This is a genomic window from Bacillus cereus group sp. N12 (assembly GCF_016483575.1).
GTDB lineage: Bacteria > Bacillota > Bacilli > Bacillales > Bacillaceae_G > Bacillus_A > Bacillus_A toyonensis.
This window is the reverse complement of sequence record NZ_JAEHBO010000059.1, coordinates 1-15,458: the sequence shown is the minus strand read 5'-3', so window position 1 is coordinate 15,458 and position 15,458 is coordinate 1. Positions and strand designations below refer to the sequence as shown.

Genomic DNA, 15,458 nt, shown 5'->3' with positions numbered 1-15,458 from the left:
GGTGAAACAAATGAAGGAATATATAATGTCTCGTGTATTTAAAGCATCTGCTGGAATCGCACAAGGTATTTTCGTATCCCTCGGAATTGGTTTACTGATCGAAAATATAGGAAGAATTGTTGATATTCCATTACTTATTACAATCGGAGTTGTTGCAAAATCACTTATGGCACCAGCCATTGGTGCCGGCATTGCTTTTATGCTCGGTGCAAACGGTCTTGTTATCTTTTCAGCGATGGTAGCTGGAGCGATTGGTGCCGGATCCATTTCAATTACTGAAGCGGGTCTAATCATTAAAACAGGTGAGCCAATCGGTGCATTATTAACAGCAACTTTAGCTGTATATATCGGTAAACGTTTAAGTGGAAAAACTGCGTTAGATATGATGCTCGTTCCATTTGCGGCCATATTAGGTTCTGGTTTAGTTGGGATTTGGTTATCTCATAATATTACTCCTGTTTTAAATACAGTTGGAGCATTTATTAAAGATAGTTCAGCTGGTAGCCCGTTTATCGCTTCTATCGTCATTGCAGTAGTTTGGGGGCTATTACTTATCTCTCCAGCTTCATCAGCTGCATTAGCGATCGCACTTAGCTTAGATGGCGTTGCAGGTGGTGCAGCTCTAGCAGGATGCGTTGCTCAGTTTATCGGATTCTCTGTAATCTCAGCGAAAGAAAATAATTTAGGTGGCATATTAGCTCAGGCGCTTTGTACTCCGAAAGTACAGTTGCCAAACATTACTAAAAATCCAATGATTCTCGTCCCGACTGTCGTCGCTAGTGCGATAGTCGGCCCAGTATCGGCATTAATTTTCCAATTAGAAGCAGGGAAAGAAATCGCTGGTCTTGGATTAAGTTCTCTTATCGCACCAATTAATTTAATTTCCAGTCAAGGATGGGGAGTTCTTCCAGCTATGGCAATCACTTATATCATCATTCCAGTAGCTGTTTCTTATATACTTTACATTGCTCTTAAAAAAGCAGGTCGTATTCATTCTGGTGATATGACTGTACCGCAATCTTAAATTGAAAATCTCCTTTTATATAGAGAAAAGCAGACTGGAAGCCACAGTCTGCTTTTTACATTTTTTGATTTTGTTTTACTGGAACACGTACCGTTTCTTTTGCTAATAATAGCTGCACGCCGAAGTAAAGTATGCTTGCAAGCGTCATTCCAGAAATGGCGTCTACAAATGCATGTTGCTTCGTAAATAGCGTTGATAAAATAATAAGTGTACCGAAGAAGGTAAGAATGTAATATTCAAAAGCATGTTGCTCTCTACGCTTAAAGGCAGCTAACATAATTACAAATGTCGTAAGAACGTGAATGCTAGGGAAACAGTTCACCGGTTGATCGATACTATAAATATAGCGGACTAGTTCGGAAAATACGTCTGATCCAACGACAGTTGGACGTGGTACAGTTGTCTGCCAAAAATAATAAATAGAAAAACAAGCAAGTTTGCCAAGAATTACACTACTTAAAGTAACGTAATATTGCTTTCGATCAGCAAAGCAGTAATAAATAAGTGCGCCGTATAAGTAAGGAAACCAAAGTAAATAAGGAATAATAAATGCTTTTACAAATGGAATCCAATCATCTACTACAGTTGTGACATCTACTGCGTGAACAGTTGATTTATTTAATACGTCGTAAAGGGGACTTACGAGTACGAGTAGAAGTATATAACTTAACGGAAGAAAAGATGAAAGTTTAAATTTCTTCATGATAATCTCCTATGTTTAGTAATGTAGGTAAATTCAATTGATTATAATATAGAAACGTAAATTGGGCTATCGATTTTACTTACATTTTCTTGAATTAACCTTACGTTTTTGTCACTTGACTGAAAAGAAGGGGAGAGTGCTATATGAAGCGTTTATCGTATTTCTTATTTTTTATATTGATATGCCTAGTGAGTGCTGGGTGTGCAAAGGATAAAGAAGGAGAGAAATTAGAATATAACGGGAGAGCACTCGTAATTGGAGTTGTTGGAGAAAAACCGAAAGATACGTTTAGGAATATAAAGTTTGAGGAAATGAAGTTAGAGGAACTGGAAAAGAAATCTAAGGAAGTGGATGGTTTTCTAATAATGAAAGATCACTTTCAAGAAGCCTCAACAGAGCAGTATAAAAGTATATTTTCATCGCTAAAGAAACCAGTGTTTTTTATCGGTTTGCAAGATAAATCATATTCAACGTTTATTACGAAAGGGATAGAGTATAACAGTGCACGAAAAGATGTAAATGCTATGTATACGCAAGGCTTTGCAAATATCGGAAGTGGTGAAGGACAACAATGGGCAGTTGGTTTATCAAATGGTGGAAATACTGAAGAAAGCATTCATAATATGTATATCGTCGTATTTCAAACAATTGCAGATTATTTGAGTCGATGAATAAGGAGCCTGTAAACGAGGCTTCTTATTTTTTAAGCAGAAGCACATATAACAATATGATCGAGAAGCTTACGAAAGCATTACAACGTATGCGAGATGCATTCCCTGCTATAATGATACCGATTTATAATTTTATATCAGCTATTGCAGATTTAATTATAAAGTTTTAATGAAGCGCATCCAGGAATCGGTTATATAGTGGTTCAAATGATTCCGTTATTTATGCGATTACTTGTTGGGATCGCTAAGGCTATTTTGTCCTACACTAGTAGGTTTTTTTATTAACAGTAATTCCTCAATATTCATGAAATATGCAAATGTGCATATTGTATTTATTTGGATTTTTTGTATGCTAAAATCAAATATAGGGATTTTTGTATATAACGAATTGAAATCAGAAATATCCAATGAATTTTGAGAGGTGTTACATGTTTAAAAACAAGAAATTAATTCGATTTGGTCTAACATTACTTGTATGTTTATTTGTAATTGATTTTACAATCAGTTATTTTCAAGTATATCTTGAATCAGCGGCAGGTATTAAATGGGTAATATCAGAAACTTGGAGAACTATTTTGTTAGATGCCCCTGAAAGTATATTGGTTATTTTAGGCGCAATTGCTTTATATGATTTTACAAAAGAAACATCTCCAAAAGACGCATCAATTTAAATGCGTCTTTTTTATTTCATTCAATTAGCAATTTCGTGGATGGTAGTTTTGCTATTAATAATAGGAAATTATGTCATACAATGAAGATAATATTAGAAATTTATGAGGAGGATTACGTTGGGGAAATTTTTAATTAGTTATGCTGCAAGTTTGCTTGCTTTTATTATCATATGGTTCTTAATACCGTATATTTCTAATCCTAGTTATTCTTACGAGAATGATTTACCTAACATATTTGGATTCATTATAATTCTCATTATATTTGGTAGTATATTAGATCTTGTAGCTTGCCTAATTGGAGAAGTATTATACAGGAACATAAAACAATGTAGGAAGTTTCGATTTGGAATTCCTGTATTTATAGGACTCGCTCTTATCTATATATGTATACTCTCTCTTTTTACTATTACAAGTGTATATGCTTCTAGTTTAGTTGCGCCTATTATTATGGGGTGCTTAGCTTTTTATTTAGTACGTAGAAAAATATAATTAACTTCAACTAACGATAATTATGTAAATGAGATAGTGGCGGTTCCGCAAAGATTTTGAATAAACTAAGAAAAAGTAGAGAACTATACATTTCTGCTTTAATAAAGGATACGTTTACCTTTAGATTCATGATAAAAAGAAGTACCCCTGTCTCTAATCAAGGGTACTTCTTTTTATATTTCAGTCAGTAATTTAAATTTCATATTCTCAGGAGCAGTTACTTTGGCGTTATTGAGGATAGGTTTAATAACTTTTTTATGGGCTCACTACTACAGTCAAAATCGTTAGTTCCTTTTATCTGTACGCCTTTGTCATTTAAAGTATTTTCAGGTTTTGTGACCATAGGCTGAAATGGTTAAATAAACGTTTGTTTAAGATGTATGTTCGGTAGGAAGAAACCGATGCAGCTCAAGGGATAGCAAAGAAAAAGGGGAATGAATCAAACGTTTGTTTAAGATGTATGTTCGGTAGGAAGAAATCGATGCAGCTCAAGAGCTAACAAAGAAAAATAGGAAGTTAATCAGACGTTTGTTTAAGATATATGTTCGGTGAGGGATGAGAGAAGAATCTACAAAAAATATATATTTATTTTTTCTTAACAAATGGCGGAAAAATAAGAAAAATTGCAGGATTATTAAAAATTATCACGAAATAAGTAAAAGTTTAGCGAATAATCGTTTGAAATAATAAAACGTTTTCTATATGATAAAGGTAAAGGTTAGTAAAAAAGTAGGTGAATTTATGACAGTAACATTTTATTCATATCCAAAGTGTGGCACATGTCAAAAGGCAAAGAAATGGTTTGAGGCAAACGATGTAGCATATGAGATGATTCATATTGTTGAAAATCCACCGTCAAAAGAAGATTTACGTAATTTACATGTAAAAAGTGAATTACCATTAAAAAAATTCTTTAATACAAGTGGAATGCGTTACCGCGAACTTGGTCTAAAAGATAAGTTGAAAGATGCAAGCGAGGACGAAATGTATGAGCTTTTAGCATCTGATGGCATGTTGATTAAACGTCCAATTGTAACAGATGGAACGAATGTAACACTTGGTTTTAACGAAGAGCAGTTTGAAAGTGTGTGGAAAAAGTACCAATAAGGTATTTTTACATAATTAATACATTCACTGGAGGTACAGTCATGAGCATTCCAAATAATTTACGTTACTCTGAAGAACACGAATGGGTAAAAACTGAAGGTAATGAAGTTGTAATCGGTATTACTCACTTTGCACAAGGTGAGCTAGGCGATATCGTATTCGTTGAACTTCCTGAAGTAGGTGCAACAATCGAAGCTGACGAGCCATTCGGAAGCGTAGAATCTGTTAAAACAGTTTCTGAATTATACGCACCTGTAAGCGGTAAAGTTGTGGCAGTAAACGAAGAATTAAGTGACCAACCAGAACTTGTAAACGAATCTCCATACGAGGGTGCATGGATGGTTAAAGTTGAACTTTCTGATGCAAGCCAAGTTGAGAAGTTATTAACTGCAGAAAAATATGCAGAAATGACAAACCAAGACTAATTTTAGTCAACTGAAGGACAGCCTTTGTGCTGTCCTTTTTATTTTGTGCTACATAATGAGTTGAAAAGCACATATATATGAATCAATTATCATGTGAGAGTACATTAATGGGAAATCTATTTAGTGAAGTTTCATGCTTTTTACAATCTAAACGAGCCGTTTCCGCTTTTCATTGTCTAGCTCCAGCGGCTAGAACAGTCGGTCATTTCACTCCTTCACTTGAGGCAAAAGGCGCCTCTAGTTCAGGAGTTCCAATTGCCCTCTTGTTCTGAACAAGCCGTTTCCGCTTTTCTTGATTGTCCAGCTCCACCTCCTAGCCCTTCATGCCTAAGAACCTTCCGCACGAGAAGACAAAAAGCGTCTTCTGTGCGAAAGAACCTTAGCCAACAGGGCTAAACAGTCGGTTCCGCTTTTCTTAATTGTCCAGCTCCAGCGGCTAAATTGTTCGGTGGCTGCGCTTCTTCCTACAAGGCAAAAAGCGCCTTTACGTCAGAAGCTCCATCCCCCTCACAATCTAAACAAGCCGCTTCCGCTTTTCTTTTGCAAAAATAAACAGGAAACAACATGAAAATAACGAATATACTATATACTAAGTTAAAGGTTGTATAGTATATGGTGATCGGGTGATGACATATGATTTATGTAGAAAAAGTCATTATTGTAGAAGGTAAATCAGACAGAAGAAAGATTGAATCTATTATTCGTGAACCGGTGGAAATTGTTTGTACAAATGGTACAATTGGTTTGTCGAAAATGGATGAGCTCATTGATCAGTTTTTTGATAAGGACGTATATGTGCTAGTGGATGCTGATGATGCAGGGGAAAAGTTAAGGAAACAGTTTCGAAAAGAATTTCCGCAAGCAGAGCATATTTATATTGATCGCTCGTACCGAGAAGTGGCGACTGCACCTTCTTCACATTTAGCAAATGTATTATGGGGAGCTGACATTGACGTTTATACAGAATATTTACGGTAAGGAATGATAGAAGTGATTGACTGGACAGGAGCCGAAGCTACAGCCCTAATAGAGAATGAAGAAAAAACAGTGCTATATGTATATACACCAATGTGTGGAACATGCCAATTAGCAAAGAAGATGTTAACGGTTGTCGAGATGACGATTGAAGAGTTGAAAATTGGAATGTTAGATTTAAATTATGCTCCGCATTTAGCGAAAGAGTATGGAATCGAAAGTGTGCCTTGTTTACTTGTTTTTGAAAATGGGACACTCATGAAGAAGATATATGCATTTCATTCGGTTGAATATTTATATACGGAATTAAAGTAGGCGGCAAAGTTTTTGCCGCCTCGACATATTTCTTGGGAAATATGTCGACATGCGGGATGGATACAGTATTTGTCGAGCGAAAGTAACAGGATTGCTCTTTAGTGAGAGGGAAATGGTATGTAATAGAAAGTGATATGAAGGATGTGATTTAGGGTGAAATTATATTCTTTGCTTCAATCATTTGTAAATTACGCTAACGGTCAATATCATTTAGAACCGCTTTTAAGACAAGGAGAAAAAACTGTTAATTTCCGCTTTGGAGATGAAAGTTGTTCATTACAAATTTCAAGAGATTATATAGAATTGTCACAAGAGGCAAGAGGAACGGAACAAATTGTGTGCTTAGATGAAGAGGATGTAAAACAATTAGTGAACGGAAATGTAAGATTGCAAACGTTAATGAACGATGGACGTGTGCAATATTCGGGAACATATCGAACGATGCTATTAGTTGAATCGATGTTTCATATATGTAAACCGATGTCAGTAGGTGCTTAAAATTCTGAAGTTTCTTGTTTTGTGAAAATTCTTGTTGACATGACGTGTGGATATTGATACAATTCAATTCATAAAATATAGACAATTTCATAAATTACAAATCAGACGAAAATTAAATCTGATTTCTCTTATCAAGAGAGGTGGAGGGACTGTGCCCTGTGAAGCCCGGCAACCGTCAACTTATGTTGAAATGGTGCCAATTCCTGCAAAGCGAATGCTTTGAGAGATGAGAGAGAGGGATAATGTTGTTATATACGCATATAAACCTTTCTGCTTCTCTAAAGCGGAAAGGTTTTTTTGTTGTTTGAATGTGGAGGACATTCAAATAATAAGAGGAGCTATGGCGATAGATTACACGCATGAAAAATAAAAAAATTGCGGAGTCTATCCAAACAAAAAAGGGGTGAACATCATGATCTTATTAGAAAATGTAAAGAAAATATATAAGGCAAAAAGCGGTGATGTCACTGCTGTAGATAACGCCAATTTAAAAATAGAAAAAGGCGAAATATTTGGTGTTATCGGATATAGTGGTGCTGGGAAAAGTTCTTTAATAAGGCTGTTTAATCAGTTAGAGAAACCAACTTCTGGCCAAATTACAATTGCAAATCGTGTCATTTCAGCAATTACAGGAAGTGAACTTCGTAAGGCAAGGCAAGAAATTGGAATGATTTTTCAGCACTTCAACTTACTTTGGTCACGAACTGTACGCGAAAATATCGCATTTCCACTTGAGATTGCAGGTGTTGATAAGGAGAAGAGAAGAAAACGTGTTGATGAGTTAATTCATCTCGTTGGATTAGAAGGAAGAGGAGACGCGTATCCATCCCAGTTAAGTGGTGGACAAAAGCAGCGTGTTGGGATTGCTAGAGCGTTAGCTAACAACCCACAAGTGCTTTTATGTGATGAAGCAACGTCAGCACTTGATCCGGAAACGACAGATCAAATTTTAGATTTACTACTTGATATTAATAAGCGTCTCGGTTTAACAATTGTATTGATTACACATGAGATGCACGTAATTCGAAAGATTTGTAATCGTGTTGCGGTAATGGAGAAAGGGAAAATCGTAGAAACAGGTCCAGTACTTGACGTATTCCGTAATCCACAGCAAGACATTACGAAACGCTTTGTACAGCAGTTAACAGATTCTGAAGATACAAACGAAACAATTGAAAGTTTAATTGAAAAATATCCAGATGGCAAAGTAATTCGCTTGCAGTTTGTCGGCGAGGCTGTAGAAAGACCAGTACTTCAAAGATTAATGCAACGCAGTGATATAGAAGTTAGCATTTTGCAAGGAAATATCGCACAAACGAATAACGGTTCTTACGGAAGTTTAGTTGTTCATTTAAATGGTGAGGAAACAGCAATCCAGCAAGCGATAGAGGGAATACATCAAGATCAAGTAGAGCTGGAGGTGATTGCACATGGATAAGTTACTCGTAAATGTTGATTGGAACCAAATGTTAGAAGCAACTGGTGAAACGTTATATATGACGGCAATCGCAGCGCTTGCCACATTTGTTTTAGGACTCATTTTAGGATTGTTACTCTTTATGACATCCAAAGATAATTTATGGGAAAACAAAGCGGTTAATACAGGGATTGGAGCCTTCGTAAACATATTCCGTTCTATACCGTTCATCATTTTAATCATTTTATTAATTCCATTCACAAAGATTATCCTTGGAACAATTCTCGGGGCTAGTGCAGCATTGCCAGCTTTAATTATTGGAGCGGCACCATTTTACGCAAGAATGGTTGAAATCGCACTTCGTGAAATTGATAAAGGTGTAATCGAAGCTTCAAAAGCAATGGGGGCAAAAACAAGCACAATCATTTTAAAAGTGTTAATTCCAGAATCATTACCAGCGTTAGTATCTGGTATTACGGTAACGACAATTGCTTTAGTAGGCTATACAGCAATGGCGGGAGTTGTTGGTGCTGGTGGTCTTGGAACACTTGCTTACTTAGAAGGATTCCAGCGTGGAAATAACGATGTAACAATCGTTGCGACAATTTGTGTGTTGCTAGTTGTATTTTTCATTCAGTGGATTGGTGATAGTGTAACGACTCGAATAGATAAAAGATAATGAAAACAGGAGGGTATTTCAAATGAAAAAATTATTACTTACAGCACTTATTTCAACCTCAATTTTTGGGTTAGCTGCTTGTGGCGGGAAAGATAAAGATGAAAAGAAACTTGTTGTTGGTGCTTCTAACGTACCGCATGCTGAAATTTTAGAAAAAGCAAAACCGTTACTTGAGAAAAAAGGAATTGAGTTAGAAATTAAAAAATTCCAAGACTACGTATTACCAAATAAATCGTTAGCGGATAAGGATTTAGATGCAAACTACTTCCAGCACATTCCGTATTTAGAAAAAGAGATTAAAGATAAAAAGTATGACTTTGAAGTAGCCGGAAAGATTCATTTAGAACCAATTGGTGTATATTCTCAAAAGTATAAGAGCTTAAAAGAGCTTCCAGACGGAGCAACAATTATTATGAGTAATTCTGTTGCTGATCATGGACGTGGTTTAGCAATTTTACAAAAAGAAGGTATTTTAAAAATTAAAGATGGAGTAGATCCAGTTAAAGCGACTCCGAAAGATATTGCGGATAATCCGAAAAATCTAAAATTCAAAACGGATATCGAGCCTGGTTTATTACCACAAGTGTATAACAATAAAGAAGGCGACGCTGTTCTAATTAACTCTAACTATGCAATTGATGCGAAATTAAACCCAGAAAAAGATGCGATTGCAATTGAAGGTAGTGATTCTCCGTATGCTAACATCGTAGCAGTTCGTAAAGGGGATAAAGATAAGAAAGAAATTAAAGCTCTTGTAGAAGTGTTGCATTCTAAAGAAATTGAAGACTTTATTACTAAAGAGTATAAAGGGGCAGTTGTTCCTGTAAAAGAATAATTGTTTGAAGAAGGGCTGGTGTATGCCGGCTCTTTTTTTCTAACTACATACCTATAGGGGAGAAGGGGATATCAGATGAAAAAGATTATACTGTCAGTTGTTACAGCGCTATCTGTATTTACATTAGCTGCTTGCGGGGGAAAAGAGGAAAATAAGCTTGTCGTTGGAGCTTCTAACGTGCCGCATGCTGTTATTTTGGAGAAAGCACAGCCAATATTAGAGAAAAAGGGTATTAAATTAGAGATTAAAAAGTTCCAGGACTATGTGTTACCGAATAAAGCGTTAGCGGATAAAGAAATTGATGCGAATTACTTCCAACACATTCCGTATTTAGATAAAGAAATTCAAGAAAAAGGATATAAAATTGTAAACGCAGGAAAAATTCATTTAGAACCAATGGGCATTTATTCTAAGAAATATAAAAGCTTAAAAGACTTGCCAGAGGGCGGAACAGTTATTATGAGTAATAACGTGGCTGAGCGCGGCCGTATGTTAGCACTATTACAAAAAGGTGGCGTTATTAAGCTTAAAGATGGAGTAGATGTTGTTAAGGCGACAGTAAAAGATGTTGTAGAAAATCCGAAAAACTTAAAGTTTAAAACAGATGTTGAACCTGGACTGTCACCGAAGCTGTACGAAAATAATGAGGGAGATGCTTTATTTATTAATTCAAACTATGCAATTGATGCGAAATTAAATCCAACAAAGGATGCAATTGCGATTGAAGGATCAGACTCTCCGTATGCAAATATTATTGCAGTTCGTAAAGGTGACGAGAAGAAAAAAGAAATTAAAGAACTGGTAGAAGTATTGCATTCAAAAGAAATTCAGGATTTTATTACTAAAGAATATAAAGGTGCTGTACTTCCGGTAAGTGAATAAAAGTAAGGAAAGGACTGGGAATTTACCAGTCCTTTTTTCTTTATATATATAAGAAGAAAGGTGTATCATATAAGGATGCAAAGGAAATACTTATATACATTTGTGAAAAAATTGTTACTTTTTTTCGTCGTTTGCGATATCATTTTATTTGATATAAAATTAGAATGAGAATAAAATGAGAATATGAACGTTTTAGGAATTTTTAAAATGTATATATAGGATTAATGGAGGTATTGAGATGGCTGGTTCTACATTAACGGTTAAAGACTTACACGTATCAATTGACGGCAAAGAAATTTTAAAAGGTGTAAACCTTGAAGTAAAAGGTGGAGAAATCCACGCAATTATGGGACCTAACGGAACAGGTAAATCAACTTTATCTTCTGCAATTATGGGTCACCCAAAGTATGAAGTAACAGAAGGTAGCATCATCATTGACGGTGAAGATGTATTAGAAATGGAAGTAGACGAGCGTGCACAAGCAGGTCTATTCTTAGCAATGCAATATCCAAGTGAAATTAGCGGAGTTACAAACGCTGACTTCTTACGTTCTGCGATTAACGCACGTCGTGAAGAAGGCGATGAAATTTCTCTTATGAAATTTATCCGTACGTTAGATAAAAACATGGAATTCCTAGAAATGGATCCAGAAATGGCACAACGTTACTTAAATGAAGGTTTCTCTGGCGGTGAGAAAAAACGTAATGAGATTCTTCAATTAATGATGATTGAGCCAAAAATTGCAATCTTAGACGAAATCGACTCTGGTCTTGATATCGATGCGTTAAAAGTTGTATCTAAAGGTATTAACCAAATGCGCGGCGAAGAGTTCGGTTGCCTAATGATTACGCATTACCAACGTTTATTAAACTACATCACTCCAGACTTCGTTCACGTTATGATGAACGGTCGTATCGTTAAATCTGGTGGCCCTGAGCTTGCACAACGTCTAGAAGCTGAAGGTTACGACTGGATTAAAAAAGAATTAGGTATTGAAGACGAAACAGCAGAGCAAGAAGCGTAAGAGAGGAGCATAAACATGACAATCGGTACATTACCTTTCGATCAAGAAACAATCCGTCAGCGCGCTAGCGAAGTAAACGAAGCTGCTTGGTTGACTGAGTTCCGCTTACAAGCTCTTGCACAAGCAACAGAACTTCCAATGCCAACGCCTGATAAAACGAAAATTGAAAAATGGGACTTTATCGGAAAAGGCGACGCTGCTAAGCAAGAGCCTGTAAGTTCTTTAACAGAGCTTCCAGAAGCAGTGAAAAACTTAATCGATGAAAATAACAGCGTACTAGTACAACGTACTGGTACAACTGCGTTCGTTTCTTTAGCAGACGAAGCAAAAGAAAAAGGTGTTATTTTTACAGACATCGTAACAGCTGCAACAGAGCATGCTGAACTATTACAAAAGTATTTAATGAAAGACGGCGTGAAAGTAGACGAGCATCGTCTAACTGCACTTCATGCTGCATTAATCAACGGCGGTGCATTCGTATATGTTCCGAAAAACGTTGTTCTTGAAACTCCACTTCAAGCTGTATTCTTAGTAGACGGCGAAGAAGCTAACGTATATAACCACGTATTATTCGTAGCTGATGCGAACAGTACTGCAACTTATGTAGAAAACTATGTTGCAAATGAAAATGCTAAAGGTATTGCAAATATCGTAGCAGAAGTAATCGTGGAACAAGGCGCACAAGTGAAATTCGGTGCGGTTGATTTATTAGCAAAAGACGTAACAACTTACGTTAACCGCCGCGGCATTGTAGGACGCGACGGCCGCATTGATTGGGCTCTAGGCCTTATGAATGACGGAAACACAATCTCAGAGAACGTTACGAACTTAATGGGCGACGGTTCATATGCTGATACGAAAACAGTAACAATTGGCCGTGGTAACCAAACACAAAACTTTACAACTAAAGTTGTTCACTTCGGTAAACACTCTGAAGGTTGGATTTTAAAACACGGTGTACAAAAAGATAGTGCAACATCTATCTTTAACGGAATTGGTAAGATTGAACACGGTGCATCTAAATCAAATGCACAACAATCTTCTCGCGTTCTTATGTTAGACGAGAAAGCTCGCGGAGATGCAAACCCAATTCTTTTAATTGACGAAGATGATGTAATGGCAGGTCACGCAGCTTCAGTAGGCCGCGTAGATCCGTACCAATTATACTACTTGATGAGCCGTGGTATTCCAAAACGCGAAGCAGAACGTTTAGTCATCCATGGATTCTTAGCACCTGTAGTAAATGAGCTTCCAATTGAAGGAGTAAAAGCACAGCTTGTTGAGGTAATTGAAAGGAAAGTTCGCTAATGAATATTCATGAAATACGCAAACAGTTTCCAATTCTTGATCAAAAAGTGAACGGCAAACAACTTGTTTATTTCGATAGTGCAGCAACTTCTCAAAAACCAATTCAAGTCATTGAAACGTTAGAACGTTACTATAAAGAATATAATTCTAACGTGCATCGCGGTGTTCATACGCTCGGTACGAAAGCTACTGACGCGTATGAAGGTGCACGTGAGAAAGTTCGCAAGTTTATTAACGCGAAATCAATGGAAGAGATTATTTTCACGCGCGGAACGACAACAGCATTAAATACAGTAGCGGCTAGCTATGGTCTTGAAAATGTAAAAGAAGGCGATGAAATCGTTATTTCTTACATGGAACACCATAGTAACATCATTCCGTGGCAACAAGTTGCGAAGAAAACTGGCGCAACTTTGAAATACCTTCCGCTTCAACTAGACGGTACAATTTCTTTAGAAGATGTTCGTCAAACTGTTACACCGAATACAAAAATCGTTTCTATTATGCACGTGTCAAACGTACTTGGAACGATTAACCCTGTAAAAGAAATCGGAGCAATCGCACATGAAAACGGTGCAATCATGATCGTTGATGGGGCACAAAGTGCACCTCATATGAAAGTGGATGTACAAGATTTAAACTGTGATTTCTACGCATTATCTGCTCATAAGATGTGCGGACCAACAGGTGTCGGCGTATTATATGGTAAGAAAGAATTGCTAAACAATATGGAACCAATTGAATTTGGTGGTGAAATGATTGATTTCGTAGACTTACAAGAATCTACGTGGAAAGAGCTTCCGTGGAAGTTCGAAGCAGGTACACCGATTATCGGTAATGCAATCGGACTTGGTGCGGCAATTGATTTCCTAGAAGAAATCGGTCTTCATAATATTGAAAAGCATGAACATGAATTAGCGCAATACGCTTTAGAAAGACTATCAGAAGTAGATGGCGTTACAATTTATGGTCCAAAGCATCGCGCTGGCCTAGTTACATTTAATATTGAAGACGTACATCCTCACGATGTAGCAACAGTATTAGATGTGGAAGGCATTGCAGTTCGCGCAGGACATCACTGTGCACAACCGCTTATGAAGTGGCTAAAAGCTTCTTCAACAGCACGTGCGAGCTTCTATTTATATAATACAAAAGAAGAAATTGATACATTTGTTGAATCGCTAATCAAGACAAAGGAGTATTTCACAAATGTCATTTAATAATTTAGATACGTTATATCGTCAAGTTATTATGGATCATTACAAAAATCCTCGTAACCATGGCGTGTTAGAAGATAGTGTTACCGTTAACTTGAACAATCCAACTTGCGGCGATCGTATTCAACTTACGATGAAAGTAGAAGAAGGTATTGTGCAAGAAGCGAAGTTTGAAGGAGAAGGATGTTCCATCTCAATGTCTTCAGCTTCAATGATGACACAAGCAGTAAAAGGTAAGAAAATTGAAGAGGCACTTCAGCTTTCTAAAATTTTCTCTGACATGATGCTAGGAAAAGAGTACGATGACAGCATCGATTTAGGAGATATTGAAGCATTACAAGGCGTATGCAAGTTCCCTGCACGTATTAAATGTGCAACATTAGCGTGGAAAGCGTTAGAAAAGGGCTTAAACGAAGATAAGTAATGTTAAAGGTTCCTAAAAACGAGGTTATCTAAGGAGGGACACACCAACATGGCGAAGCAACTGCCAGATATCGGCGATTACAAATATGGTTTCAAAGACAAAGACGTTTCGATTTTCCGTGCTGGACGCGGTTTAACAAAAGAAATCGTTGAAGAGATTTCACGTATGAAAGAAGAACCAGAGTGGATGTTAGACTTCCGTTTAAAATCACTGGATAAGTTCTATGAAATGCCAATGCCACAATGGGGCGGCGACTTAAATGACTTAGATTTCGATGAAATTACGTACTACGTAAAACCATCTGAGAAATCTGAGAAGTCTTGGGATGAAGTACCTGATGAAATTAAAGCGACATTTGATAAATTAGGTATTCCTGAAGCTGAGCAAAAATATTTAGCTGGTGTATCTGCACAGTACGAATCTGAAGTTGTATACCACAACATGAAAGAAGACCTAGAAGCTCTAGGAATCGTCTTCAAAGATACAGATAGCGCATTAAAAGAGAACGAAGATATTTTCCGTGAGCATTTCGGAAAAGTAATCCCACCAACAGACAACAAATTCTCTGCATTAAACTCTGCAGTTTGGTCTGGTGGATCATTCATCTACGTTCCAAAAGGTATTAAAGTTGATACACCACTTCAAGCGTATTTCCGTATTAACTCTGAAAATATGGGACAATTCGAGCGTACGCTTATCATCGTAGACGAAGGCGCACACGTACACTACGTAGAAGGTTGTACAGCACCTGTTTACACGACTAACTCACTTCACAGTGCGGTAGTAGAAATCAT

Annotated in this window: 21 protein-coding genes, 1 pseudogene and 1 riboswitch; of the genes and pseudogenes, 21 read left to right on the top strand and 1 reads right to left on the bottom strand. The window is 36.8% G+C overall.

The genetic code is table 11. From position 1 onward, the window contains the following. Nucleotides 1-10 precede the first annotated feature (10 nt). Entirely contained in the window at nt 11-1,024 is a 1,014-nt protein-coding gene (locus tag JDS92_RS21845; RefSeq protein ID WP_000666180.1) for a PTS sugar transporter subunit IIC, read from the top strand. Nucleotides 1,025-1,079: 55 nt separating this feature from the next. Here JDS92_RS21845 and JDS92_RS21840 read toward each other — a convergent pair whose 3' ends face one another. Beyond that, the gene (locus JDS92_RS21840) at nt 1,080-1,727 is read right to left on the bottom strand and encodes a phosphatase PAP2 family protein (RefSeq protein WP_199632498.1); all 648 of its coding nucleotides are present in this window, start codon (nt 1,725-1,727) and stop codon (nt 1,080-1,082) included. A gap of 143 nt (nt 1,728-1,870) precedes the next feature. Between JDS92_RS21840 and JDS92_RS21835 the strand changes: the two genes are divergently transcribed. From JDS92_RS21835 to sufB, 20 genes and pseudogenes are all read left to right on the top strand, one after another. Next, nucleotides 1,871-2,398: a hypothetical protein gene (locus JDS92_RS21835; protein ID WP_000826881.1), complete on the top strand. Its 528-nt coding sequence runs from the start codon at nt 1,871-1,873 to the stop codon at nt 2,396-2,398. A gap of 56 nt (nt 2,399-2,454) precedes the next feature. After that, on the top strand, nt 2,455-2,568 hold the full coding sequence (locus JDS92_RS21830) for a hypothetical protein (protein WP_002060226.1): 114 nt from the start codon (nt 2,455-2,457) through the stop codon (nt 2,566-2,568). A gap of 13 nt (nt 2,569-2,581) precedes the next feature. Then, nucleotides 2,582-2,683 (top strand): annotated as a pseudogene (locus JDS92_RS31425) (quinol oxidase); the annotation flags it as partial. 143 nt (nt 2,684-2,826) lie between these two features. Beyond that, complete coding sequence (locus tag JDS92_RS21825; protein WP_141555973.1) at nt 2,827-3,069, top strand: DUF3937 family protein; 243 nt, start codon at nt 2,827-2,829, stop codon at nt 3,067-3,069. Nucleotides 3,070-3,186: 117 nt separating this feature from the next. Beyond that, nucleotides 3,187-3,558: a hypothetical protein gene (locus JDS92_RS21820; RefSeq protein WP_097957492.1), complete on the top strand. Its 372-nt coding sequence runs from the start codon at nt 3,187-3,189 to the stop codon at nt 3,556-3,558. 741 nt (nt 3,559-4,299) lie between these two features. Beyond that, entirely contained in the window at nt 4,300-4,665 is a 366-nt protein-coding gene (locus JDS92_RS21815) for an arsenate reductase family protein (protein WP_000218972.1), read from the top strand. Between the two features lie 41 nt (nt 4,666-4,706). After that, nucleotides 4,707-5,090, top strand: coding sequence for a glycine cleavage system protein GcvH (gcvH, locus tag JDS92_RS21810; protein ID WP_000026896.1), 384 nt, complete (start codon nt 4,707-4,709; stop codon nt 5,088-5,090). Nucleotides 5,091-5,197: 107 nt separating this feature from the next. Continuing rightward, nucleotides 5,198-5,362 carry a hypothetical protein gene (locus JDS92_RS21805; RefSeq protein WP_199632497.1) on the top strand — a complete coding sequence of 55 codons (165 nt, stop codon included), beginning with the start codon at nt 5,198-5,200 and terminating at the stop codon, nt 5,360-5,362. 361 nt (nt 5,363-5,723) lie between these two features. Next, entirely contained in the window at nt 5,724-6,068 is a 345-nt protein-coding gene (locus JDS92_RS21800) for a toprim domain-containing protein (protein WP_000640865.1), read from the top strand. Nucleotides 6,069-6,071: 3 nt separating this feature from the next. Further along, the gene (locus JDS92_RS21795) at nt 6,072-6,380 is read left to right on the top strand and encodes a thioredoxin family protein (RefSeq protein ID WP_002039867.1); all 309 of its coding nucleotides are present in this window, start codon (nt 6,072-6,074) and stop codon (nt 6,378-6,380) included. 153 nt (nt 6,381-6,533) lie between these two features. After that, nucleotides 6,534-6,878, top strand: coding sequence for a hypothetical protein (locus JDS92_RS21790; protein WP_000781225.1), 345 nt, complete (start codon nt 6,534-6,536; stop codon nt 6,876-6,878). A 125-nt stretch (nt 6,879-7,003) separates the two neighbouring features. Further along, nucleotides 7,004-7,111, top strand: a riboswitch (SAM riboswitch). Between the two features lie 179 nt (nt 7,112-7,290). Then, a complete protein-coding gene (locus JDS92_RS21785) occupies nt 7,291-8,316 on the top strand; it encodes a methionine ABC transporter ATP-binding protein (RefSeq protein ID WP_000601773.1) in 1,026 nt (341 codons plus the stop codon). Next, nucleotides 8,309-8,974 carry a methionine ABC transporter permease gene (locus tag JDS92_RS21780; protein WP_000359560.1) on the top strand — a complete coding sequence of 222 codons (666 nt, stop codon included), beginning with the start codon at nt 8,309-8,311 and terminating at the stop codon, nt 8,972-8,974. The genes JDS92_RS21785 and JDS92_RS21780 overlap by 8 nt, the downstream gene beginning before the upstream one ends. A 22-nt stretch (nt 8,975-8,996) precedes the next feature. Then, nucleotides 8,997-9,809, top strand: coding sequence for a methionine ABC transporter substrate-binding lipoprotein MetQ (gene metQ / locus JDS92_RS21775; RefSeq protein WP_000735082.1), 813 nt, complete (start codon nt 8,997-8,999; stop codon nt 9,807-9,809). Between the two features lie 75 nt (nt 9,810-9,884). After that, on the top strand, nt 9,885-10,691 hold the full coding sequence (metQ, locus tag JDS92_RS21770) for a methionine ABC transporter substrate-binding lipoprotein MetQ (protein WP_000720648.1): 807 nt from the start codon (nt 9,885-9,887) through the stop codon (nt 10,689-10,691). Between the two features lie 238 nt (nt 10,692-10,929). Further along, on the top strand, nt 10,930-11,715 hold the full coding sequence (sufC, locus tag JDS92_RS21765) for a Fe-S cluster assembly ATPase SufC (RefSeq protein WP_000929162.1): 786 nt from the start codon (nt 10,930-10,932) through the stop codon (nt 11,713-11,715). Between the two features lie 15 nt (nt 11,716-11,730). Beyond that, nucleotides 11,731-13,023, top strand: coding sequence for a Fe-S cluster assembly protein SufD (gene sufD, locus JDS92_RS21760; RefSeq protein ID WP_000152176.1), 1,293 nt, complete (start codon nt 11,731-11,733; stop codon nt 13,021-13,023). Beyond that, nucleotides 13,023-14,243 (top strand): cysteine desulfurase SufS, encoded by a 1,221-nt coding sequence (gene sufS / locus JDS92_RS21755; RefSeq protein ID WP_001020759.1) that lies wholly within the window; start codon nt 13,023-13,025, stop codon nt 14,241-14,243. Before sufD ends, sufS begins: the two co-directional genes overlap by 1 nt. Beyond that, the gene (gene sufU / locus JDS92_RS21750) at nt 14,233-14,664 is read left to right on the top strand and encodes a Fe-S cluster assembly sulfur transfer protein SufU (protein WP_000009523.1); all 432 of its coding nucleotides are present in this window, start codon (nt 14,233-14,235) and stop codon (nt 14,662-14,664) included. Before sufS ends, sufU begins: the two co-directional genes overlap by 11 nt. Nucleotides 14,665-14,712: 48 nt before the next feature. After that, the coding region (gene sufB, locus JDS92_RS21745) for a Fe-S cluster assembly protein SufB (RefSeq protein WP_199632496.1) at nt 14,713-15,458 on the top strand (746 nt) is incomplete at its 3' end.